The following is a 23516-nucleotide window of genomic DNA, read 5'->3' as shown; positions in this document are numbered from 1 at the left end:
CAAACTGTATCGGAGAGATTTTCATGAGTAATGAAGTCGAATTGAAGTTTCTGGTCACTGACGATGTATTTTTGCACCTGGAACGCATTCTGGCTTCTTTGGAGATCAAAGAAAAACAGGATTTTCGACTGGAAAATATCTACTTTGATACAGCCGATCAGGAACTGCGAGAGCTTGATTGTGGCCTGCGTATTCGTACTTACAACGGAAAACATGAACAAACGATCAAATTGGCAGGTCAGGTAATTGCTGGCCTGCATCAACGGCCAGAATATACACTACCCATGAGTGTGCCATGGCCTGATTTACGGCTATTCCCGACAGAAATATGGCCTGATGGTGTCAATGTCGGTAGCTTGCAACAATCTCTCACCGCATTATTCAGAACTGATTTCCATCGCCGAACCTGGCAGGTCTCTTTTGACGATGCCGTCGTAGAAATTGCCTATGACATTGGCTTTATCGAAGCCAACGGGCAACAAGAGCCGATTAACGAAGTTGAACTGGAACTGATTTCCGGGCCAATCGCATCGTTGTTCAAAATAGCCAGACTGTTAGCGGTCAAACCGGGTTGGCAATTAGGCGGAATATCCAAGGCGCAACGTGGCTATCGTCTGGCCGGACTGACAGCAGAACCTGATGTCCGGCGAATGGGCTTTGCCCCTATGACACAGGATCAGACTGCCTGTGAAGGCTTGATGACGGCATTACAGTTTGCCCTGCGGCATTGGCAATTCCATGAGCAACTTTACATGCAACAACCTTCCATTGGGGCATTGTTACAGTTGCGCAGTGCAATCACACTGATTCAGCATACCCGAACCTTGTTTGCTGATGTGTTTGCCGAATTAACGCCGGTTGATTGGGATGACGATTTGCAATGGCTGGTTGAGCAATTTGCCTGGCTGGATGAAGCATTGGTATTACAGCGCATGCAATTTGAATATCGGCAGATGTTGAAAGATGCACCGTGTCAGCATGAGTTGACCAGCGAAATCCAACGGCATGAACAACAGTTGCCGACCATCGAACAGACACAAGACTTATTGTTATCCGTGCGCTACTGTCAGACATTATTAAAACTCTCAGCCTGGATGGTATTGCATGAAGCAACTGACCCGAATAGCCCATCTCTGACACAACCGATTCAGACATTGGCTATCATGTCCTTAGATAAAAGCTGGCAGGAGTTATTGTCGCTCTCAAAAATGGGCAGTGCACTGGATCACGCCAGTTACCAGCGGTTACGGGAGTTGTTGCGACATAATCTGCAAGTCGGCGTCTGCTTTGCTGCATTATTTGATATCGAACGACAACAGGGTTTTCGCTTACCCTGGTTAAATATGCTGGGACGCTTATCTGATCTGGAGCATATTGAATGGATTTTTGATGCGGCAAATTGTATGGCATGTCCGCATCAGGATGAATTGAATCTCTGGTTACAAAAGGAGTTGAAACCACGACTCACTGAACTGGATCAGATCCGTCAACAAGGCATTGGCATGCAACCCTATTGGGAATGATAAAAATACCAAACAAGAAGGGACAGCTAATGCTGTCCCTTCTTGTTACTTAACATCCCAGATTATTTCTGCTGACGCTTCATCGCATCAAAGAATTCATCATTGGTTTTGGTCAGTGATAACTTGTCGATCATGAATTCCATAGCATCGATTTCACCCATCGGGTGAACGATCTTCCGCAGGATCCACATCTTCTGCAGTTCATCCGGCGCTGTCAGCAATTCTTCGCGACGTGTACCAGAACGAGTAATATCAATCGCCGGGTAAACTCGTTTTTCGGCAATCTTACGAGACAGATGCAGTTCCATGTTACCTGTACCTTTGAATTCCTCGTAAATCACTTCATCCATCTTCGAGCCGGTATCAATCAACGCCGTCGCGATGATGGTCAACGAGCCACCTTCTTCCACGTTACGGGCTGCACCGAAGAAACGTTTTGGACGATGCAGGGCGTTGGCATCCACCCCCCCGGTCAGTACTTTGCCTGATGATGGGATCACGGTGTTATAAGCACGTGCCAGACGAGTGATAGAATCGAGCAGGATCACCACGTCTTTCTTGTGTTCAACCAGACGTTTAGCTTTTTCGATTACCATTTCGGCAACCTGAACATGGCGGGTGGCTGGTTCGTCGAAGGTTGAAGCGACGACTTCACCTTTGACCATGCGCTGCATTTCGGTCACTTCTTCTGGACGTTCGTCGATCAGCAGAACGATCAGTTCACATTCCGGATGATTGCTGGTGATACTTTGCGCGATGTTTTGCAGCAGAATCGTTTTACCGGCTTTCGGTGGCGCCACAATCAAGCCACGCTGACCTTTACCGATAGGGGAGGCCAGATCCAATACACGTGCTGTGATATCTTCTGTTGAACCATTACCACGCTCCAAACGCAGACGTTTGGTCGGATGCAGCGGTGTTAAGTTTTCAAACAGGATCTTGTTACGGGCATTTTCCGGACGGTCATAGTTGACGGTATCAACTTTCAACAAAGCAAAATAACGTTCGCCTTCTTTCGGCGGGCGGATTTTACCGGAAATGGTATCGCCAGTACGCAAGTTGAAACGGCGTACCTGACTTGGTGATACATAGATATCATCTGGGCCAGCCAGATAAGAACTGTCCGCTGAACGCAGGAAACCAAAACCATCCTGCAGTATTTCCAGTACACCATCTCCAAAAATATCTTCTCCGCTTTTCGCGTGAGCTTTCAGAATGGCAAAAATGATATCTTTTTTATGCAAACGGGCGAGGTTTTCCAGGCCCATGGATTCACCGAGGTGTACCAGTTCGGAGACGGCGGTATTCTTTAGTTCAGTTAGATTCATAACAGTGAGTAGTTATAGGAATAACATTAAGGGTTGGATTGACTGCTGGATAAAGCTGCTGGAGAGAGCGCATCAAGCGGGTATGAACAGCATCATTTAACCAAATTAGCATCAATTTCGTAATGCGTCTAGCTATCTGAGGGAGGAAACGGATAATAATCAGACTTTCCTTATGAAAATAAGGGAGGTGGGTTCCTCCCTCTGGGGTACGTCTGAATTACAGATGTGAATCAAGAAACTCTTTCAGCTGAGTTTTAGATAATGCGCCCACTTTCGTTGCTGCGACGGCGCCGTTTTTGAATAACAGCAGAGTCGGAATGCCACGGATACCAAATTTGGGAGGAGTACCCGAATTTTGGTCGATGTTCAGCTTGGCGACGGTCACTTTACCGGCATATTCACCTGCTACTTCATCCAGAATAGGGGCGATCATTTTACAAGGACCGCACCATTCAGCCCAGAAATCAACCAGAACCGGGGCAGAAGCATTCAGTACGTCACTCTCGAAGCTGGCATCGGTCACGTGTACAATTTTGTCACTCATTTTTTACTCCACTGTTGCAATTCGTTTACTCTAACAATATAGGGGTACGAAGATGCAAATTAAAGGGATCAAGAAATAAAAGCCAAACAGTTACCTTAATTAACGGATACTGTTTATTATTGCAAGTCTAATTCAATAAGCATATTGCCCATGAGCAAAACACATCTTACAGAGATCAAATTCGCAGAACTCGGTCTGCAACCACAAGTTCTGGCCGGATTGGAAGCTAAAGGCTTTCATAATTGTACGCCCATTCAGGCGGAAACTTTGCCGCTATTGTTAGCCGGGAAGAATATTGCGGGTCAGGCGCAAACCGGGACAGGGAAAACTATCGCATTTCTTGCTGGGACCTTTAACTATTTGCTGACCCATCCTGCCAGTAGTGAACGTCGCCAGAATCAACCACGCGTGTTGATCATGGCCCCAACCCGTGAATTGGCAGTTCAGATTTATAACGACGCCGTACCGATGGCAGCAAGCTGTGGGTTTAAAATGGGGTTGGGGTATGGTGGTGACGGCTATGATAAACAGCTGGCCGTATTGCAGGAAGGTGTTGATCTGCTGATTGGTACCACTGGCCGTATCATTGATTATCTGAAACAGGGTGTCATTGATCTGGGTGCCATTCAGGTTGTGGTATTGGATGAAGCCGATCGTATGTTCGATCTGGGGTTCATCAAAGATATTCGTTATCTGTTCCGTCGGATGCCGCCACCAGTACAGCGCTTGAATATGCTGTTTTCAGCCACCTTGTCATTGCGTGTGCAGGAGTTGGCCTATGAACACATGAATGAGCCACAGCATGTACAGGTTGAACCGGAACAAATGACCGGGCAACGCATCAAGGAAGAACTGTTTTATCCTTCCAATGAAGACAAGATGCTGTTGTTGCTGACGTTGATGGAAGAGGACTGGCCGGAAAAAGCCATTGTGTTCTCGAATACCAAACATGGCTGTGAAGATGTGCATGCCTGGCTGCAGGCTGACGGTCATCGGGTTGGGTTATTGACAGGTGATGTTCCGCAGAAAAAACGGTTGAAGATCCTGGATGATTTTACATCAGGTCATCTGGATATTCTGGTTGCCACCGATGTTGCAGCTCGCGGATTACATATTCCTGATGTAACGCATGTCTTTAACTATGATTTACCGGATGATGCCGAAGACTATGTGCACCGGATCGGTCGTACCGGACGAGCGGGGCGTAGTGGTCATTCCATCAGTTTTGCCTGTGAAGATTACGCATTTAATCTGCCGGCTATTGAAGAGTATATCCATCACGCAATACCTGTGAGTAAATATGATCCTTCTGCCTTGCTGGAGGATGTCGTTGCACCGAAACGTGTCGTACGCCATCGTCAGCCGGTCAATCGCAACATGCGTGACCGTCAGTCGACGGGCCGACGTCGTCCGATGAATAAATCTTAACGACAGGATGTCATTCGTGGATCAATCACCGTTATATGCTGCCATTGATCTTGGCTCAAATAGCTTTCACATGCTGATGGTGCGGGAAGTGGCGGGTGCCATCCGTACCGTTGCCAAGGTCAAACGTAAAGTGCGTCTGGCTGCCGGACTGGACACTGAACATAACCTGAGCCATGAGGCCATGGCTCGGGGATGGGATTGTCTGCGCTTGTTTGCAGAACAGTTGCAGGATGTGCCCAAAGAGAATGTGCGGGTTGTTGGTACGGCCACGTTGCGTCTGGCTCGTAATGTTGATTCATTTCTGCGAATTGCGGAACAGGTGTTAGGGCATCCCATCGAGATCATTACTGGTGAAGATGAGGCCCGGACTATCTACCAGGGCGTATCCTGGACCTCAAGTGGGGAAGGTAATCGGCTGGTTATCGATATTGGTGGTGCGAGCACCGAGCTGGTGATCGGGGAAAGTGATGATGCCAAGTTGCTGAATAGCCTGCATATGGGCTGTGTAACCTGGATAAAACGCTATTTTCCCGATGGCTTGCTGAATGAAGCCAATTTTAATGCGGCGATTGATGCCGCCAAAGCCGTGTTGCAAGGCGTCGCGCAGGAATATATCACGCTGGGTTGGGAAAGCTGTGTCGGTGCGTCCGGCACGGTGCAGGCGTTGCAGGAAATCATGATTGCCCAGGGACGAAGTGAACGCGTCACCCTGGAAAAGCTGTATGAGCTGAAAGCACAGACAATCTCTTGTGGCCATCTGGATATGCTGGTTCTGCAAGGATTGATGCCGGAACGACTCAGTGTGTTTCCTTCTGGGCTAGCCATTCTGATTGCCATCTTTGAAATCTTGTTGATTGATAATATGACCTTGGCGGGCGGCGCTCTGCGTGAAGGTTTGATTTACGGCATGATCGGCAAGCGACGTAATTGTGATGTGCGTGAGCGTACCGCTGACAGCCTGATCACCCGTTATCAGATGGATCGTATTCAGGCTGAACGCGTGCGCGATGCGGCTTTGCATGCCTTTCAGCAAGTGCAAAAAGAATGGCAATTGAGTGAGCAGTACGGACGGCCTATGCTGCGCTGGGCAGCGATGCTGCACGAACTGGGGCTGTGTATCGAATATAAGAAAGCCCCGCAACACGCAGCTTATATCATTGATAATATTGATATGCCCGGATTTACACCGGCACAGAAACAGTTGCTGTCAGCACTGGTTTTTAATCAGCGGGATAGTTTTAAACTGGATGTACTGGAAAAGCAAAATGCGGTTTCTTTACGTCAGGCGACCCGGCTTGCACGTTTGTTGCGTTTTGCCATTATCTTATGCATGCGCCGTACGGAAGGTTCAGTCCCCCGTTTCACTATGGCTGCAACCGAAGATCAGTTGGTGCTTTCTCTGCCCCGAGGCTGGTTGAATGAACACTATCTACGGGCATCTGAATTGCAGATTGAAGCTGAACGTCAGCGAGGCATGGGGTGGGCAACGGAAATCCGTGAATCGGATATCTGACGAAAATAAAAAACGGGCGATAAGCCCGTTTTTTTAAGTGCTGTTCTATGTTTTGAACTGGTTGAGTTTACGGATCAACGTCTGGCTTTGTTCTTGCACTTGCTCAGACATTGATGCAACCTGCTGACTGAGTGCCGCCACTTCATGAGAAATATCCTGCATTGAGGTGACATGGCGGCTGATTTGGGTGGTGACTTCGCTCTGTTGATAAGACGCCGAAGCAACATGGGCATTCATGTCATTGATCGATTGGATTCGATCTGCCAGAGAGTTGAGTATGACTTGAATCGTATTGGTGGCCTGATTAGCCGTCAGTGCGATCTGTTTATTCTCATTCATGGCCACATGGGCTGACTCGGCAGAGTGTTGTAATTCATCCACAATCCGTTCAATTTCTCGAGTAGATTGCTGCGTTTTATGTGCCAGATTACGGACTTCATCGGCAACCACGGCAAATCCGCGACCTTGTTCGCCAGCCCGAGCGGCTTCAATGGCGGCATTCAGTGCTAGCAGATTGGTTTGTTCGGCAATATTCCGAATTACGGTGACCACAGTGCTGATATTCTTGCTGTTATCGTGCAACGTCATGATTTGTTCAGCAGTGGAATCGATTTCGCGCCCTAACTGATGAATGGCATCCGTGTTGTCTACCACTGAGCGTCGTCCGTTATCGGCTTCACTTTGTGCCTGCTGGCTGGTGGCGGCGGTTTGTTCGGCACTACCAGCAACTTCATTTGCAGAGGCTGACATTTCCTGCAGAGCGGTGGCGATCTGATCCACTTCCATGAGCTGATTGTTGATATTGTCTTTGCTTTGTTGCGCCGTTGCCGAGAGTTGAGTGGCCGCATTTTGCACAGTATGACTGATGGTCACCAGTTCATTGACCAATTTCGCCAACGTGGACATGGTTTGGTTAAATGCGACCGACAAGATCCCGATTTCATCCTTACGATGATCCGGTAAGCGGCGGGTCAGATCGCCCGCACCATTTGAAATTTCTGATAAAGAATGTGCGACTTGATTAATCGGGGAAATGACACGTTTTTTAATGGTAAAGAACAGCGTGGTGAATACAAATAACAGAATGCTCACGGTAATGGCCGCAATTAACACTAACAGATGTTTTTTCTGCTCTGTCATTGCACCCTTATCAAACGTGAGATGCACAAACCCGACCACCGCACTATTTTGCTTTAACGGAATTTTCTTGGTGATGGTTTCTCCCGCTGGCTGGCGCTTTTCTTCGGCCAACATTTTATCCGCTTGATCGGCGATCACTATGTGGCTGACGGTCGGCAACGCTATCATTGCCGTAGAGAGCTGTTTTATCTGTGAAAAATCGAAAGAAAAAACGGGGTCTTTCGCGACAACGCTGACCAATTGCATCAATCGTTCTGAATCTGTATCGAAGCTTTGCTCCAGATATTTATTGATCATGATGTTCGATACGACACTGCCGGCTACTAATCCGACGAGACCAGTAAAGATAAAAATCAGGAGTAATTTGAAATTTAACGAGTGAGTTTTCTTCATATTTTTCTGACGCGTCTGAGTCGAGGTCGTGATTTTTGATGATTGAACCGAGCTCTGACGGACGTCGGCATCATTAAGTTCATCATTGAATCCAATGGCATCTATTGTGTTGGGCATGTTGGTATCTACCGCATGTTCAAATGGAATGTGACATCGGGGGCTTTGGAAAAACTAATATATCTGTGTTGCAGTTATATGACGCAATGCGGAGAAAGTAAGAAATAGTGAAACAATTCTGTCATTTATCTGAATTTCCTCGTAATACCTCCCCAGACAGAGCCCATGAGTGCGTCAATTATCAGCGAGAAGCGTGATTTCATTGATGAACTGTGACATGCCGTTTCACTTTGCTATTGAAAATACAGAGCCCCTATGTTCACTCGATGTATCCATATTAAAAATAATACCAATAAAATACCTTTGTGATCGTTATCTCTTTTTTGTATCTAAATTGGTTCTATATTTATCCTGTACAACATCACGAGTGAGAACAAACTTCAGCAGTACATGAACAAACAGGCGATGAGATGACATGTTCCATCATGGATGCTGAAAATTGAGGAGAGAGAACCCATGTTAAAGTTATTACAACGATTCGGTGGTGCCATGTTTACCCCCGTTTTGTTATTTCCCTTTGCGGGAATCGTTGCTGGTTTATCTATTTTATTAACTAATCCGCAATTGATTGGCTCAATTGCTAATTCAGATACGGTTTGGTTTAAATTATGGATGATTATTCAGGAAGGCAGTTGGACTGTATTTCGGAATATGCCGGTTATTTTTGCCATTGGTTTACCCATTGGTTTGGCTAAAACAGCACATGCCCGAGCCTGTTTAGCCGTAATTGTGTCTTATCTGACATTTAATTATTTTATCGGCGCCATATTAACGACCTGGGGAGCTGATTTCGGTGTTAATTTTAATCAGCCAATCGGTGGAGTGAGTGGGCTGACTAATATTGCCGGTATTAAAACATTAGATACCAGTATTGTCGGGTCAATATTAATTGCCGCATTAATGACTTATATCCACAATCGCTTTTTTGAGAAAAAACTACCAGATTATTTAGGTATTTTTCAGGGCACTGCGTTTGTCACTATCATTGGTTTTATTGTGATGTTACCTCTGGCATTTCTGACTGCGTTAGTCTGGCCAAAAGTTCAGGGTGGAATTGCGTCATTACAGGTATTTTTAAGTCATGCGGGTGCATTAGGTGTCTGGATTTATACCTTTCTGGAACGTATTTTGATTCCAACCGGGTTACACCACTTTATTTATGGTCCATTCATTTTAGGCCCTGCCGTTGTCGAAGGCGGTATTCAGGCATACTGGCTGCAACATGTTGCTGAATTTGCTAATTCTACTCGTCCATTGATTGAGTTATTCCCTCAGGGCGGTTTTGCTCTGCATGGTAATTCCAAAATCTTTGGTGCAATCGGCATTGCCAGTGCAATGTATGTGACGGCTAAGCCAGAGAATAAGAAAAAAGTAGCTGGTCTGTTGATTCCGGCGGTGTTGACTGCCGTGCTGGTGGGGATCACTGAGCCGCTTGAATTTACCTTCCTGTTTGTTGCGCCGTTCCTGTTTGCTATCCATGCGGTATTGGCGGCAACCATGGCGGCTGTGATGTTTATGAATGGCATTGTCGGGAATATGGGGGCAGGTTTACTGGAAATCGCAGTCACCAACTGGTTACCAATGCTTCATAACCATGCCATGAATGTCGTTATGCAAATCATGATTGGCAGCATATTTACCGTTATCTATTTCTTCACCTTTAAATATCTGATCTTAAAGTTTGATGTTAAAACGCCAGGTCGGGAAGATGATGTTGATGAAATTAAATTATTCACCAAAGCGGATTATAAAAATCGTCAGCAAGGATCAGCTTCAGAAAATAATAATCCGTATGAAGGGCAGGCTCTGCAATTATTGGAAGCATTAGGTGGTAGTGGAAATATTGCTGAAGTTAATAATTGTGCTACTCGGTTACGTATCAGTGTTAAAGATGAACATCGTGTGATGAGTGATGCTGCTTTCCGTCAAATAGGTGCACATGGTGTGGTCAGAAATAAAGATGCGATTCAGGTGATTATCGGTTTATCTGTGCCGCAAGTGCGCGACAGCATGGAAAATCTGATGAAGTTAAATGCTTAATTAAATACATGTCGTAATAGTGAATAGATAATTAATCGTAGTTGGAGATTAAAATGAAAAAATATTCTGTATTGGTCGCTGGTGGTGGTAGTACTTTTACACCTGGTATCGTATTAATGCTGCTGGATAATCTGGATAAATTCCCGATTAAAGAACTGAAATTTTATGATAATGATGCAGCTCGTCAGGAAACCATCGGTAAAGCGTGTGCCATATTAATTAAAGAACGGGCACCAGAAGTGGTGTTCTCTTATACCACTGATCCACGCGAAGCATTCAGTGGTGTCGATTTTGTGATGGCGCATATCCGTGTCGGTAAATATCCGATGCGTGAGCTGGATGAAAAAATCCCGCTGAAACATGGGGTAGTGGGTCAGGAAACCTGTGGCCCAGGTGGTATTGCGTATGGTATGCGTTCTATCGGTGGCGTGCTGGAGCTGGTCGATTATATGGAGAAATATTCACCGAATGCCTGGATGCTGAACTATTCCAACCCTGCTGCGATCGTGGCGGAAGCAACTCGTCGTTTGCGTCCAAATTCTAAGATCCTGAATATCTGCGACATGCCAGTCGGTATTGAAGTGCGCATGGCGGAAATTCTGGGGCTGGCATCACGCAAAGAAATGATTGTGAAATACTACGGCCTGAACCACTTCGGTTGGTACAGCGATATCCGTGACAAGGCGGGTAATGACCTGATGCCTAAGCTGAAAGAGCATGTCGCGAAACACGGTTACGTGGTACATAAAGACATTGATTCTCAGCATGTAGAGCCAAGCTGGAATGATACCTTTGCCAAGGCAAAAGATGTCTATGCATTAGATACCAATACATTACCAAATACCTACCTGAAGTATTACCTGTTTCCAGATTATGTGGTGGAGCACTCCAATAAAGAGTACACCCGTGCGAACGAGGTGATGGATGGTCGTGAGAAGTTGGTGTTCGGCGAGTGCCGCAAGATTGCCGCACAAGGTGCCTCTTCTGGCTGTGCATTGCATATCGACGAACATGCTTCTTACATCGTGGATCTGGCGCGAGCGATTGCCTACAACACCAAAGAACGTATGCTGATGATTGTGCCTAATCAGGGCTCGATCAGTAATTTTGATCCAACCGCGATGGTTGAGATCCCATGTCTGGTTGGAAGCACCGGCCCTGAACCGGTACAGATCGGCTCAATTCCTCAGTTCCAGCTTGGCATGATGAATCAGCAGGTTGCGGTCGAAAAACTGGTCGTTGAAGCGTGGGTTGAGAAATCTTATACCAAGCTGTGGCAGGCAATTACGCTGTCTAAGACAGTACCAAGTGCTACGGTTGCTAAAGCAATCTTGGACGACTTGATTGCTGCCAATAAAGATTACTGGCCAGAACTGCATTAAGCGAGAGTAGGCTTTGCCCAAGAGGCAAAGCCTGACTTATCCATTGAGATCGTTGTTCTTGGGGTTAGGTAATGCCACTTTTAGTGGCATTTTTTGTTTGATTACAAGGAGAGTTTCAACAGTTCGGCCACATCATCGGGCGTAATATCACCATGCTCGCCCAGTTTCAGGCGGCCATGTTGTCTGAGTTTTTCGACGATGACAGGGATAGCTTCTGCTCCGAGGCCATAGGCTGAGAAACGTGTTGCGACTCCCATCTGTTCAAAAAATTCACGGGTTTTCTCAATGGCTTGTGTCGCGCACAGATCGTCATCACGCTCTGTTAATCCGAGCACATGATTGGCATATTGCACCAGTTTTTGTTTTTTCTGGTTTTTCTTATAAGACCAGACAGCAGGTAACACGATTGCCAATGTTTGCGCATGATCCAGCCCGTAAATGGCGGTGATCTGATGACCAATGGCATGAATGGACCAGTCACCGGGTACGCCTAGGCTGAGTGTCCCATTCAGCGCCTGAGTTGCCGCCCACATGATATTGGCCCGGACATCATAGTTGGTGGGATCGGTCAGTGCTTTCGGGCCTTCTTCCATCAGGACTTTTAACAGGCTTTCGGCATAGTAGTCCTGTACTTTTCCATTCACCGGATAGGTCATATATTGTTCCACGATATGAACAATAGCATCGACCACACCATTACCAATTTGCCGGACGGGGAGGGTATAGGTTGTTTCCGGGTCAAGAATGGAGAATGTTGGCCGCATCAGCTCTGAAAACATCCCCATCTTGTCTTTGGTTTCCCAACGGGTGACCACGGCATTGCCGTTCATTTCAGAACCGGTTGCAGGCAAGGTCAGCACGCAGCCAATCGGTAATGCTTTGCTCACTTTAGCCGCGCGTGTGTAAAGTATCTCGACCGGATCGCCATCATAAAAAGCGGCTCCGGCGATAAACTTGGTGCCATCTACAACAGAACCACCGCCGACGGCCAGCAGATAGGTGATATTTTCCCGTCTGACCAGCTCTACCGCTTTCATCAATGTTTCAAAGTGCGGGTTGGGTTCAATCCCGCCAAACTCAAAAAAAGTAATGTTTGCTAAGGCCGCATGTACCTGGTCTAAAACACCATTTTTTTTGATACTGCCACCACCATAAGTGATCAGGACACGGGCATCAGCTGGAATTTCCTCTTGGATCTTAGCGATTTGCCCTTTACCAAAGTGGATGCGGGTAGGATTGCGAAACGTGAAATTATTCATTTTCTCTGTTCCTCAGCTTTTCTTTTCTGATAGCAGGGGGCCTTGAGTACTACGGTTCACATACATCGCGTGCAAATACTCACTGGCTTTAAATTTCATGATGCTGTAATCGAAAATGGTACCGTCTTGAAAGTTTGATAATGACGTGATTTGCAAAATGGGTTCACGACCCTGCAAATTTAATAGTTTTTCTTCTTCTTTATTGGGTAGCACGGGAGAAAACTCCTGATAACTGCCTTCAATAATCAATCTAAGACCTTTTTCAATATATTCAAATTTTGAACGTTCCAGCGTACGAATTGTCAGCTCAGGGAATAGATGGACAGGCATAAAACTTTCTTCGATGATCTGGGGTCGCCCATTTATTTTCCGTAACCGTTTGGTGTGATAGACGCGGTCTGCGGTAGTCAGTTTTAGCCGATTGGCAATTTCATCGTCAGGATAGATGATGGCAAATTCCAGAACATCACTGCTTATGGTTTGTCCTCTTTCCTTGGAACTTTCCAGACCACTCTGCAGTGGATTCATCAGATGTACGATTTCTTTTTGCTTGATGTAGGTTCCGCTACCCTGCTTTTTTTCTATGAGATCTAAAGTCACCAGTTCATCAATCGCTTTACGGATCGAAACCCGGCTGGCCTGATATTCTTCCATGAGCTGACGTTCAGTGGGTAAGACATCACCGATGGCAAATTCATCAGAATTGATGCGAAACCGTAATTTTTTGGCAATATCTTTATATAACACGGTTACTTCCTCGCATAGAAAAGAGGGTGTTTCGGGAAAATGTGCGTTTGAGAAATTTTAATAATACCAATATAAGATCAATCAGGTATCGAGGAGAAATAAAAAAACGGCACACTTCACAGGAAATGTGCCGTTTGAGACGAGATTAATGGGTGGCGAGTTGCGCCAGCGGCAGTAAATCTAACAAGGGTTGCGGATAGATACCCAGCGCGACCACCAAAATGGCGGAGAGCAGCACCATGAGACCGCCGGTAGTGAGCGCCCAGTCATTTGTGGCATCCCGCGATGGCATTCCCGGTGTACGCAGATAGAGAATGCTGATCACGCGCAGGTAGTAATAAAGACCAACAGCACTGCCGAAGACAATGGCTCCGGTTAACCACCAGAAGTGGAATTTGATGCCAACAGCCAGTATGTAGAATTTACCAATGAAGCCTAATGTCATTGGAATACCGGCCAGTGACAGGAACATAACAGTCATTGCAGATGTCAGTACCGGACGACGCCAGAACAGACCACGATAGGCTGGTAATTCATCGGCATCGCGTTCCTGATAGGGGCTGGACATCAGGCTGATCACGCCGAAACTGCCTACGGATGTTAACAGATACATCACCAGATAGAGTGCCACAGCTTCCAAAGACAAGGAACCCAGTCGACAGGCAATCAGTGCTACCAACAAATAACCAAAATGTGCGGTAGACGAGAAGCCCAGCAGACGTTTCAGGTTGCTTTGCAGCAAAGCAAGCAAGTTACCGACAATGATCGAGATAAAGGCGATCCCACCCAGGAGTTTATAAAAAAATGAATCGGTTGCCGGAATGGTGTAGAACAACCGCAGCAGCACGGCAAACACCGCAATTTTACTGACTGTCGCCAGATAGGTGGTAACCGGTGCTGGCGCGCCCTGATACACATCTGGTGTCCAGAGATGGAAAGGGACCAGTGATAATTTGAAGCCAAAACCGATCACCATCATGCCAAGGCCGACAATCAACAGAGTGATGTGGGCACTTTCAACTTGTGGCAGATGGGATAGTTGTGCCCCAATGGTTTCAATATCCAGACTGCCGACTTGTGCGTAAATCAGGGCAATACCAAACAACAAAAAGGCCGTTGCGCTGGCGGATAACACCATATATTTCACCGCAGCTTCGAGTGAACGGCGCTGTTTGAAGGCATAGCCAACCAGACCGAATAAGGGCAGTGACATCAGTTCGATACCGATAAACAACGCCGCCAGATGGTGAGATTGAGCCATGACGATGGCACCGGTGGAAGCCAGCAGCAATAGCAGATAAAACTCTTCCCGGTTATCTGGGAATTTTTTGAGCCAGGCGCGGGCCAATGTCACGGTAGCCAGCGAGCCAATCAAGATCAATGCGGTATAGAAATTTGCATAATGATCAACCACCAGCAACATCGTCACGGGCGTTGGGGCCACACTCCCTGACCAGAACAGGCTGAGGAGTGCCGCATTCAATCCGCATGCGGTAATGAAAAAGACTTGCTTGTGATTTCGCTGCCAAGCGATAGAAAGCATGACGGCGATTGCCGTCAATGTAGTCAGTAGTAGCGGCAGCTCTGCAACAAATAGTACAGAATTAAACAACATACCTTCCTCCTAGAGCTGACCCGTCATGACAGAAGCACTGCTGGGTTGCAGCAAAGTTCCTGTCATACCACTGACATCCAGTACGGGTTGCGGGAAAACACCAAGACCAACCAGTAAGGCTATCAGTAACAGTAAAATACCGAATTCACGGGCACTTAACCCTTTCAGTGGTGTATTCACTTTGCCTTGTCCAAAACAGGCTCGTTGCAGCATGGCCAGTGAATAGACTGATGCGAGCACCAAACCAACGGTAGCAATAATGACCATGACAGGAACTGACGGGAAACTGCCTAGCAGGATCATGAATTCACCAACAAAGTTTCCGGTTCCGGGTAAGCCCAACGACGCGACTGAAAAGAACAGCATGACACCGGGCAGATAACGTAAGCGGTGCCAGAGCCCACCCATTTCGCGCAGGTCACGGGTATGCAGACGTTCATAAAGTTGGCCACACATGATAAACAGGGCGGCCGCCGACAAGCCATGAGCCACCATTTGAACGATGGCGCCCTGAATGGCGGTGGATGTTCCGGCATACAGGGCAATCACTACGAAACCCATGTGCGAAATACTGGTGTAGGCAACCAGACGTTTGATGTCAGTCTGACTGAACGCCAGAACTGCACCGTAAATGATCCCGATGATCCCCAGCCCCATTGCAATCGGAGCAAAATCAGCCGATGCATTCGGAAAGAGAGGAATACCGAAACGCAATAAACCGTAAGCGGCTGTTTTCAGCAAAATCCCGGCTAAATCGACCGAACCGGCAGTCGGAGCCTGCGAGTGGGCATCCGGCAACCAGCCATGCAATGGCACCAGTGGCATCTTCACGGCAAATGCGACAAAGAAACCCAGCATCAGCATAAATTCGATTTCTGGCGCCATTTTGGTGTTTAACAGGGCTGTATAGTCAAAACTGATCACGCCCGTGGACTGATAGTGCATAAACACCAGTGCCAGAATTGACAGCAACATCAGCAGACCACTGACCTGGGTGTACAGGAAAAATTTGGTGGCGGCATAAATACGGGTACGACCGTCTGAGCCACTGTGTCCCCACAGCGCGATCAGGAAGTACATCGGAACCAGCATCATCTCCCAGAAGAAGAAGAACAGGAACAGATCCAGTGACAGGAACACCCCGATCACACCGCCTAAGATCCACAATAAGTTCAGATGGAAGAAGCCGACGCGATCCTGAATTTCACGCCAGGAGCACAACACGGCCAGCACGCCGAGCAGACCGGTCAGAGCGACCATCAGCAGCGAAATGCCATCCATCGCCAAGTGGATTGAAATGCCAAAATGCGGGATCCATGCCAGTTGATAATCTAGCGTCCAATTACCTTGCCCTGGCAATGCCAGAGAGAAATCGTGGGAGTGCCACAGACTCAGCGACAGGAGTAACTGCAGTGACATACTGACCAGTGCAATCCAACGCGGAATGTTGGTTCCCTTGTAGGTAAATTCCACCAGCCAGCAAAGGAAGCCGCCGATAAATGGTAATAATATTAACCAGAGTAAACTCACGACAGGCCTCCTAATACACCAACAACAGGGTCAACACAACCAGCGCACCCAGACTCATGCTGGCGGCATACCAGCGCAGGTTGCCAGTGACCATTTGCACACTGACCCGATTCAATGCGCCGACCAGTAATGCACTGAGTGCAATCATGCGATCCAGTGGATCGCGCTGTAACAGCCGTGCAATCACTTGATAAGGTAAAACCAATAGATGGTGGTATAACCAATCAAAACCCCATGCATTAAACCAGAGTTTACTCAGCGGACGACCCAACCCTGAAGCGGCCAATCGGGTAACGAGCTGCCGTTTGCCCAGAAAGAGGTATGCGGCAAGTGCAATCCCTGCAATGGCAATGGTGGCTGACAGTAACTCAATCATGGTTTTGCCATCATGTGACTCATTAACTGCTGGGAACACATGTGCCAGCGGAGGCGTAATCAAGGCGCCGACAAAAGTAGAGAGCAACATCAACACCAGCAAAGGCAGATGGTGGCTGATGCCATGACCGGGATGGACATTCAGTTTACTTTCACCATGGAACACAATGAAAATTAAACGGAACGTATAGAGTGACGTCAGGAGTGCTCCTGCCAGACCAGACAACAGTAAGCCGCTATAACCTCCCTGATAAGCCGCAAACAGGATTTCATCTTTACTGAAGAAGCCCGCTGTCACTATGGGGAGCGCGGCCAGTGCCGAGCCACCAATCAGAAATGCGGCATATACCAGCGGAATGGAACGACGCAATCCACCCATTTTGAAAATGTTCTGTTCATGATGGCAGGCCAGAATGACGGAACCTGCTGAAAGGAACAGCAATGCTTTGAAGAAGGCATGTGTCATCAGGTGGAAAATCGCGCCACCCCAGGCACCAACACCCAGAGCCAGAAACATATACCCGATCTGACTCATCGTTGAGTAAGCCAGAATACGTTTGATATCAGTCTGAACCAGCGCTGCAAAACCGGACAGCAAGAGCGTCACTGCGCCCACGATTCCCACTAGGTGCAATACGTCTGGTGCCATCAGGAACAAGCCATGCATACGTGCAATCAGGTAGACACCGGCGGTAACCATGGTTGCCGCATGGATCAGTGCGGAAACCGGGGTTGGGCCTGCCATGGCATCAGCCAGCCAGGTTTGTAACGGTAATTGAGCTGATTTACCGACTGCGCCACCGAGCAACATCAGCGTGGCGAATTCAATCACCGGGCTGCCTGTTGCCAGTTTCTGAGGTGCCAAAGTCAGAATGTCAGCAATGTTCAGTGTGCCTAACTCGCGATAGAGCACAAACAAACCAATCGCGAGGAACACGTCACCGACACGGGTTACGATAAATGCCTTCATGGCCGCCGCAATATTATTGCGATCTTTATAGTAGAACCCGATCAACAGATAACTGCACAGACCGACCCCTTCCCAGCCGAGATAGACAAACATCAGGTTATCAGCCAGCACCAGAAACAACATGCTGGTGATGAAGAGATTGGTGTAAGCAAAGAAACGGGAATAACCCTCTTCACCACGCATATACCAAGAGGCAAACAGATGGATCAGGAAACCGACACCGGTTACCACGCCCAACATGGTGAGCGACAAGCCATCCAGATGCAGAACCAGCCCGACTTTTAAATCAACGGTATTAATCCATTGCCACAGCGTCTGGCTAAACACGGTAGCTGCGCCTTGTTGCAGGAAATGCATCCCGACATAGAGCGTGGTCAGTGCCGATAAACCAATGCTGCCTACCCCGATCAGGGCTGATCGGTTTTCACTGAATTTACCCGCAGAAAAAGCGAGGACCAGAAATCCGATAAATGGAAACAGACAAGTTAAGAATAACAGGCTCATCCGCGCATCTCCTTAACTGAGTCGACATTCAGAGTATGGTGGCGACGGTACATCCGCATCAGCAGCGCCAGACCAATACTGGCCTCTGCTGCCGCCAGACTGATCACTAAAATGTACATGATTTGTCCATCGACCTGACCATAACGACTACCGGCAACGACAAATGCGACTGCAGAGGCGTTCATCAGTACTTCGATGCTCATCAGAATGAATAGCAGGTTACGGCGCATGAGCAGACCGCATAACCCGAGCGAGAACAGAATAGAGGCTACGATCAGCCCATGTTCAAATGGAATGCCATTCATGCGTCATCCTCCTCGTTACGAGTCGAGATAATGTCGCCACGACGGGTTTCTCGTCCCAGATGGTAAGCAGCGACAAGACCGGCCAGCAGTAACAGCGAGGCCAGCTCTACGGCTAAGACATAGGGGCCATATAAGCCGATACCGACTTGTTTGGCTGTCATCGGTTCACCGGTGATTGTGCCGGAGATGCCGTGCAGTGCGACATAAAACACGGCCATCTGGCCAACACTTAACAATAACGGGCCAATCCAGGTGATCGGTTTTAGCCATTGTCGTTCCTGTTCCTGTGCCGAACCCAGATTCAGCATCATGACCACGAACACAAACAGCACCATGATGGCACCGGCATAGACGATGACTTGCATGGCACCGACAAAACTGGCACCAAGACTGAAGAAGATCATGCCCACGGCAATCAGTGACACAATCAGATAAAGCAGGGCATGCATCGGATTTGTTCCGGTGATGACCCCGAGGGTAGCCAGAATGGCGACTACCGATGATCCATAAAACGCGAGTTCCATGTCTGCTGACTCCTTACGGCAGAATGCTTTTCACATCAATCGGTGCGGCTTCTTTCTGGGCGCTACCTTTTGGCTTGCCATCAATTGCCATACCACTGACGCGGTAGAAGTTGTAGTCCGGATATTTTCCCGGACCGCTGATCAGCAGATCTTCTTTTTCATATACCAAATCCTGTCGGCGGTATTCACCCATTTCAAAATCGGGTGTGAGCTGAATGGCGGTCGTTGGACACGCTTCTTCACACAGACCACAGAAGATGCAACGGGAGAAATTGATACGGAAAAACTCCGGATACCAGCGACCATCTTCTCTTTCTGCTTTCTGTAAGGAGATGCAACTCACCGGGCAGGCAACTGCACACAGGTTGCAGGCCACACAGCGTTCATCACCATCGGGATCGCGGGTTAACACGATGCGCCCGCGATAACGGGGCGCCAACGGCACTTTTTCTTCTGGATAACAAAGCGTATCCCGCGGACGGAAGGCATGCGAAAACACCATCGCGAGACTGCGGATCTGGGTGCCGACGCCTTTTACTATGTTTATTATTTTCATGGTCTTAACCTCATTGCGCCAACAACACCAGAGCACCAGTGACCAGCAAATTGAGCAGGGTCAGTGGCAGGCAAACTTTCCAGCCAAAAGACATCACCTGGTCATAACGCGGGCGCGGTAACGACGCTCTTAACAGAATAAATAACATCATGAAGAAGCCGGTTTTCAGCGCAAACCAGACAATAGGAGGTAACCAGGGGCCGTGCCAGCCACCAAAAAACAAGGTTACCAGCAAGGCTGAAATAAGAACGATGCCAATGTATTCACCAACGAAAAACAAACCCCATTTCATACCGGAATATTCAATGTGGTAACCATCGGCCAATTCCTGTTCTGCCTCCGGCTGGTCAAAGGGATGACGGTGTGTCACGGCAACACCCGCAAAAGCAAAGGTCAGGAACCCAAAAAACTGAGGGATGATGTTCCAGACATGACTTTGAGCTTCCACAATGTCACGCATGTTGAAGGAGCCGGTCTGAATCACGATCCCCATCAACGACAGTCCGAGAAATACTTCATAGCTCAGGGTCTGGGCTGACGCACGCAGACTACCCAGTAAAGAGTATTTATTGTTGCTCGACCAGCCCGCGAACAGCACGGCATAAACGGCCAAGCCCGCAATGGCAAAGAAAAACAGAATACCAATGTTGAGGTCGGCCACACCCCAGGTAGGGGTGACCGGCACGATCGCAAAGGCAATCAGGAAGGAGCTGAATGCGATCATGGGGGCCAATACAAATATCAGGCGATCAGCAAACGGCGGGATCCAGTCTTCTTTGAAGAACATTTTGATCATGTCGGCAACCAGCTGGAAGATCCCGCCCGGACCAACACGGTTCGGGCCATAACGATCTTGCCATAGGCCGAGCAGACGGCGCTCGATAAAGCTCATGAAAGCCCCGATCCCGACCACGACGACCAGAATAATCAGTGCTTTTCCAACTGCAATCAGCAGATCAATAATTTCTGCAGACATTGTCATGTTCTGACCTCCTGCAATGCATCAATGCTATCAGCCAGCATGGCTGGAACAAAAGGCGTGATCCCCAACGGTAAACCAACCAGTCCGTCAGCTAAGTGATGACTGACTTTGAGCGGCAATTCAAACGCCTGACCATCCCATGTAAACCGGACTGTCATGCCATCTTTCAGATCCAGTCGTGCCACATCATCTTCACTCAGATACAGGGCTGGTTTTGCCATCCGCTGTTGCATGACTTCAGAACGCTGAGTCAACTCCTCACTGCCAAACAATTGCCAGTAAGCAACGATCTGCAATGCACCATTCGGACTATAAGTGGCCGGGATCGTTGTGCGGTACTCTTCTATCTCTGCCGATGTGCTGTCAAAGAGATGGGTTCCGGGGTCACCTGCTCGCAGATGACCACCGACTTCATCCTGAAACTTGTTCCATGCGGAAGGGGAGTTCCAGCCAGGAGCCCAGGCAAACGGGACTTGCTGGAATGCTTCGCGACTGCCGCTGTAACCTTCCATCGAGAAAGTGAATGCCGAGTCACTGTCTTGTGCGGTGCGTGGTTCGCTGACATCGATATCGGCACGCATTGAGGTACGGCCACTATAACGATGTGGTGAACGCGCGAGTTTCAGCCCCTTGATCCGGAATTTTGCATTTGGTGCGGCATCGACCATACCGCGTAGGGCGGGCAGGGTGTCAGCACAGCGGGTAACGATGTCATCCAGATCGCCCCAATCCATACGGCGATGGATTTGCAGACTTGCAAGTACATGCAGCCAGTGCCAGCTTTCTTTCACTGAACGGGATGTGTCATAGAAAGAAGGTTCAAATACCTGGAAGAAACGTTGCGCACGACCTTCGTTATTGATCAGGGTGCCATCGGCTTCTGCAAAGGTGGCTGCCGGTAAGACCCAATCCGCGTGAGAGACTAACTCAGTTGGCTGGTGGTCGAGCACGATCAACTGTTGTACTTTGGCTAGTGCGGCTTTCACTCGAGATGCGGGGGCCCGGCGGAACAGATCATTTTCCATGACAATCAGAGTATCAATATGACCTTGTTCCAAATTTGTCAGCATTTGATCTAAGGTCTTGCCACCAATCAAGGCACTGCCGACACTGTTGGCTTCCGCGGCTACCAGAGACAAACTGACATTGGCATTTTGCTGTTTCAGTGCCCGGACAACGTTAGCTGCGGCATCCAGCAATGCAGGAGTCTCAGCCGTTGTACCGGTGATGATCAGCGGGTTTTTCGCGTGAGACAGGCCGTCAGCAATTTTCTGTGCCAAAGACATCAGATTATCATCTGCATAAGGTACAGCAGGGGCATTGCGATCCAGCAGATGAGCAACGGCAAAGCCGAGTCGGGCTTGATCCACATACGCGCCGTGATAATGCAGACAGGCCACATCATCCAGACGTGTACTATCAACGCTGGTCAGATAAAGCGGAAAGCGATCATTCTGTCCAATGTTTTGAATGGCGGCGATCTGCCAGACATCGACTTTGAGTTCTGTGGCTTTCTGGCGTGCTTTACCTTTGACCGCCTGACGAACGGCCAGTGCCATGCGGGCGGCGGTTTGTGTTAAATCTTCACCTAACACAAAAATGGCATCGCAATTTTCAATTTCACGCAGAGTCGGGGTTCTGGCACCGCTTTGACGTAAGAGTTCGGTCATTTTTTGCAGTGTTTGCCATTCACGGTCAGCAATCCCGCTGGAGTAATGTTCCTCTCCGACCAACTCACGCAGCATGAAGTTACTTTCCACACTGGCACGCGGGGAGCCAATGCCGGCTACGCGTTTTGTCCGGCGCAATACGTCGGCAACCTTTTCTACAGCCTCAACTGCGCTTAATTCAAACAGTTGGCTTTCATGGCGGTGATAGGCTTTGTATGGACGCTCAGGCAGGTTGACATAACCGTAACCAAAACGGCCGCGATCGCAGAGGAAATAGTGGTTGATACCACCGTGATAGCGGTTCTCAATACGACGCAGTTCACCATAACGTTCTGCCGGGCTGATGTTACAACCTAAGCTGCAACCGTGGCAGATACTCGGGGCATACTGCATGTCCCATTTCCGGTTGAAATGGGCGGATTGCGTTTTGTCTGTGAACACACCTGTCGGGCACACATCGACTAAATTGCCGGAGAATTCGTTTTCCAGCGTGCCAGACTCGACACGACCGAAATAGACGTTGTCATGGGCACCATAAACTCCCAAATCGGCACCATCGGCATAATCTTTGTAGTAACGGACACAGCGATAGCAGGCAATGCAGCGATTCATTTCATGGGAAATGAAAGGGCCGAGATCCTGGTTTTCATGAGTTCGTTTAGTGAAGCGGTATTTACGGGTGTTATGACCGGTCATTACCGTCATATCCTGCAGATGGCAGGCGCCACCTTCTTCACAAACCGGGCAGTCGTGCGGATGATTCAGCATCATCCACTCATTGACGCTTTTACGAAAGGCAACGGCTTCTTCATCTTCCACAGAGATATAAGTGCCATCAGTGGCTGGTGCCATACATGACATCACCAGTCGTCCGCGTTTATCATCGGGGCCGGAATATTGTTTTACTGCACATTGTCGGCAGGCGCCCACACTGCCCAGTGCCGGATGCCAGCAAAAATACGGTACGTCCAACCCCAGAGACAAACAGGCCTCCAGCAGGTTATCTGCACCATTTACTTCATATTCTTTGCCGTCTACATGAATTGTGGCCATAGCAACATAACTTCCTTT

The 23516-nt window shown here is 48.3% G+C and carries 18 protein-coding genes; 5 read left to right on the top strand and 13 right to left on the bottom strand.

Annotation, left to right across the window (positions count from 1 at the left end):
• The first annotated feature begins 23 nt into the window (after positions 1-23).
• Entirely contained in the window at positions 24-1523 is a 1500-nt protein-coding gene (locus H027_RS0105120; protein ID WP_024871448.1) for a CYTH and CHAD domain-containing protein, read from the top strand.
• 62 nt (positions 1524-1585) lie between these two features.
• Here the strand turns inward: H027_RS0105120 and rho are convergent, their stop codons facing one another.
• Positions 1586-2851 carry a transcription termination factor Rho gene (gene rho / locus H027_RS0105115; RefSeq protein WP_024871447.1) on the bottom strand — a complete coding sequence of 422 codons (1266 nt, stop codon included), beginning with the start codon at positions 2849-2851 and terminating at the stop codon, positions 1586-1588.
• A 217-nt stretch (positions 2852-3068) separates the two neighbouring features.
• Complete coding sequence (gene trxA, locus H027_RS0105110; protein ID WP_024871446.1) at positions 3069-3395, bottom strand: thioredoxin TrxA; 327 nt, start codon at positions 3393-3395, stop codon at positions 3069-3071.
• 150 nt (positions 3396-3545) lie between these two features.
• On the opposite strand from trxA, the gene rhlB reads away from it, so the two are divergent.
• On the top strand, positions 3546-4823 hold the full coding sequence (gene rhlB, locus H027_RS0105105) for an ATP-dependent RNA helicase RhlB (protein ID WP_024871445.1): 1278 nt from the start codon (positions 3546-3548) through the stop codon (positions 4821-4823).
• A gap of 16 nt (positions 4824-4839) precedes the next feature.
• On the top strand, positions 4840-6336 hold the full coding sequence (gene gppA / locus H027_RS0105100) for a guanosine-5'-triphosphate,3'-diphosphate diphosphatase (RefSeq protein ID WP_024871444.1): 1497 nt from the start codon (positions 4840-4842) through the stop codon (positions 6334-6336).
• Positions 6337-6381: 45 nt separating this feature from the next.
• On the opposite strand, the gene H027_RS17480 is transcribed toward gppA, so the two are convergent.
• Positions 6382-7986 carry a methyl-accepting chemotaxis protein gene (locus H027_RS17480; protein WP_024871443.1) on the bottom strand — a complete coding sequence of 535 codons (1605 nt, stop codon included), beginning with the start codon at positions 7984-7986 and terminating at the stop codon, positions 6382-6384.
• Positions 7987-8442: 456 nt separating this feature from the next.
• On the opposite strand from H027_RS17480, the gene H027_RS0105090 reads away from it, so the two are divergent.
• Both H027_RS0105090 and H027_RS0105085 read left to right on the top strand, forming a co-directional pair.
• Complete coding sequence (locus H027_RS0105090) at positions 8443-10026, top strand: alpha-glucoside-specific PTS transporter subunit IIBC (protein ID WP_024871442.1); 1584 nt, start codon at positions 8443-8445, stop codon at positions 10024-10026.
• Positions 10027-10079: 53 nt separating this feature from the next.
• Entirely contained in the window at positions 10080-11408 is a 1329-nt protein-coding gene (locus tag H027_RS0105085; protein ID WP_024871441.1) for a 6-phospho-alpha-glucosidase, read from the top strand.
• 101 nt (positions 11409-11509) lie between these two features.
• Here the strand turns inward: H027_RS0105085 and H027_RS0105080 are convergent, their stop codons facing one another.
• From H027_RS0105080 to nuoG, 10 genes are all read right to left on the bottom strand, one after another.
• Positions 11510-12667, bottom strand: coding sequence for an iron-containing alcohol dehydrogenase (locus H027_RS0105080; RefSeq protein ID WP_024871440.1), 1158 nt, complete (start codon positions 12665-12667; stop codon positions 11510-11512).
• A gap of 12 nt (positions 12668-12679) precedes the next feature.
• The gene (locus H027_RS0105075) at positions 12680-13414 is read right to left on the bottom strand and encodes a GntR family transcriptional regulator (RefSeq protein ID WP_024871439.1); all 735 of its coding nucleotides are present in this window, start codon (positions 13412-13414) and stop codon (positions 12680-12682) included.
• Between the two features lie 145 nt (positions 13415-13559).
• Positions 13560-15029, bottom strand: coding sequence for an NADH-quinone oxidoreductase subunit NuoN (gene nuoN, locus H027_RS0105070; protein WP_024871438.1), 1470 nt, complete (start codon positions 15027-15029; stop codon positions 13560-13562).
• 9 nt (positions 15030-15038) lie between these two features.
• Positions 15039-16559 carry an NADH-quinone oxidoreductase subunit M gene (gene nuoM / locus H027_RS0105065; protein ID WP_024871437.1) on the bottom strand — a complete coding sequence of 507 codons (1521 nt, stop codon included), beginning with the start codon at positions 16557-16559 and terminating at the stop codon, positions 15039-15041.
• 10 nt (positions 16560-16569) lie between these two features.
• Complete coding sequence (nuoL, locus tag H027_RS0105060) at positions 16570-18408, bottom strand: NADH-quinone oxidoreductase subunit L (RefSeq protein WP_024871436.1); 1839 nt, start codon at positions 18406-18408, stop codon at positions 16570-16572.
• A complete protein-coding gene (gene nuoK, locus H027_RS0105055) occupies positions 18405-18713 on the bottom strand; it encodes an NADH-quinone oxidoreductase subunit NuoK (protein WP_024871435.1) in 309 nt (102 codons plus the stop codon). Before nuoK ends, nuoL begins: the two co-directional genes overlap by 4 nt.
• Positions 18710-19237: an NADH-quinone oxidoreductase subunit J gene (gene nuoJ, locus H027_RS0105050; RefSeq protein ID WP_024871434.1), complete on the bottom strand. Its 528-nt coding sequence runs from the start codon at positions 19235-19237 to the stop codon at positions 18710-18712. The genes nuoK and nuoJ overlap by 4 nt, the downstream gene beginning before the upstream one ends.
• A gap of 13 nt (positions 19238-19250) precedes the next feature.
• Entirely contained in the window at positions 19251-19793 is a 543-nt protein-coding gene (nuoI, locus tag H027_RS0105045) for an NADH-quinone oxidoreductase subunit NuoI (RefSeq protein ID WP_024871433.1), read from the bottom strand.
• 10 nt (positions 19794-19803) lie between these two features.
• Complete coding sequence (gene nuoH / locus H027_RS0105040) at positions 19804-20769, bottom strand: NADH-quinone oxidoreductase subunit NuoH (RefSeq protein WP_024871432.1); 966 nt, start codon at positions 20767-20769, stop codon at positions 19804-19806.
• A gap of 2 nt (positions 20770-20771) precedes the next feature.
• Positions 20772-23498 carry an NADH-quinone oxidoreductase subunit NuoG gene (nuoG, locus tag H027_RS0105035; RefSeq protein ID WP_024871431.1) on the bottom strand — a complete coding sequence of 909 codons (2727 nt, stop codon included), beginning with the start codon at positions 23496-23498 and terminating at the stop codon, positions 20772-20774.
• Positions 23499-23516 lie beyond the last annotated feature (18 nt).

The sequence above is a fragment of the Tolumonas lignilytica genome (assembly GCF_000527035.1).
Classification (GTDB): domain Bacteria; phylum Pseudomonadota; class Gammaproteobacteria; order Enterobacterales; family Aeromonadaceae; genus Tolumonas; species Tolumonas lignilytica.
Note: the sequence above shows the minus strand (reverse complement) of the source record. Positions and strands in the feature narration are given on the sequence as shown.

What these genes read in the sequence shown, in the direction of transcription:
- H027_RS0105120 (WP_024871448.1), top strand. Translation starts at nt 24, where the DNA reads ATGAGTAATGAAGTCGAATTGAAGTTTCTGGTCACTGACGATGTATTT.
- rho (WP_024871447.1), bottom strand. Translation starts at nt 2,851, where the DNA reads ATGAATCTAACTGAACTAAAGAATACCGCCGTCTCCGAACTGGTACAC.
- trxA (WP_024871446.1), bottom strand. Translation starts at nt 3,395, where the DNA reads ATGAGTGACAAAATTGTACACGTGACCGATGCCAGCTTCGAGAGTGAC.
- rhlB (WP_024871445.1), top strand. Translation starts at nt 3,546, where the DNA reads ATGAGCAAAACACATCTTACAGAGATCAAATTCGCAGAACTCGGTCTG.
- H027_RS17480 (WP_024871443.1), bottom strand. Translation starts at nt 7,986, where the DNA reads ATGCCCAACACAATAGATGCCATTGGATTCAATGATGAACTTAATGAT.
- H027_RS0105090 (WP_024871442.1), top strand. Translation starts at nt 8,443, where the DNA reads ATGTTAAAGTTATTACAACGATTCGGTGGTGCCATGTTTACCCCCGTT.
- H027_RS0105085 (WP_024871441.1), top strand. Translation starts at nt 10,080, where the DNA reads ATGAAAAAATATTCTGTATTGGTCGCTGGTGGTGGTAGTACTTTTACA.
- H027_RS0105080 (WP_024871440.1), bottom strand. Translation starts at nt 12,667, where the DNA reads ATGAATAATTTCACGTTTCGCAATCCTACCCGCATCCACTTTGGTAAA.
- nuoN (WP_024871438.1), bottom strand. Translation starts at nt 15,029, where the DNA reads ATGTTGTTTAATTCTGTACTATTTGTTGCAGAGCTGCCGCTACTACTG.
- nuoL (WP_024871436.1), bottom strand. Translation starts at nt 18,408, where the DNA reads ATGAGCCTGTTATTCTTAACTTGTCTGTTTCCATTTATCGGATTTCTG.
- nuoK (WP_024871435.1), bottom strand. Translation starts at nt 18,713, where the DNA reads ATGAATGGCATTCCATTTGAACATGGGCTGATCGTAGCCTCTATTCTG.
- nuoJ (WP_024871434.1), bottom strand. Translation starts at nt 19,237, where the DNA reads ATGGAACTCGCGTTTTATGGATCATCGGTAGTCGCCATTCTGGCTACC.
- nuoI (WP_024871433.1), bottom strand. Translation starts at nt 19,793, where the DNA reads ATGAAAATAATAAACATAGTAAAAGGCGTCGGCACCCAGATCCGCAGT.
- nuoH (WP_024871432.1), bottom strand. Translation starts at nt 20,769, where the DNA reads ATGTCTGCAGAAATTATTGATCTGCTGATTGCAGTTGGAAAAGCACTG.
- nuoG (WP_024871431.1), bottom strand. Translation starts at nt 23,498, where the DNA reads ATGGCCACAATTCATGTAGACGGCAAAGAATATGAAGTAAATGGTGCA.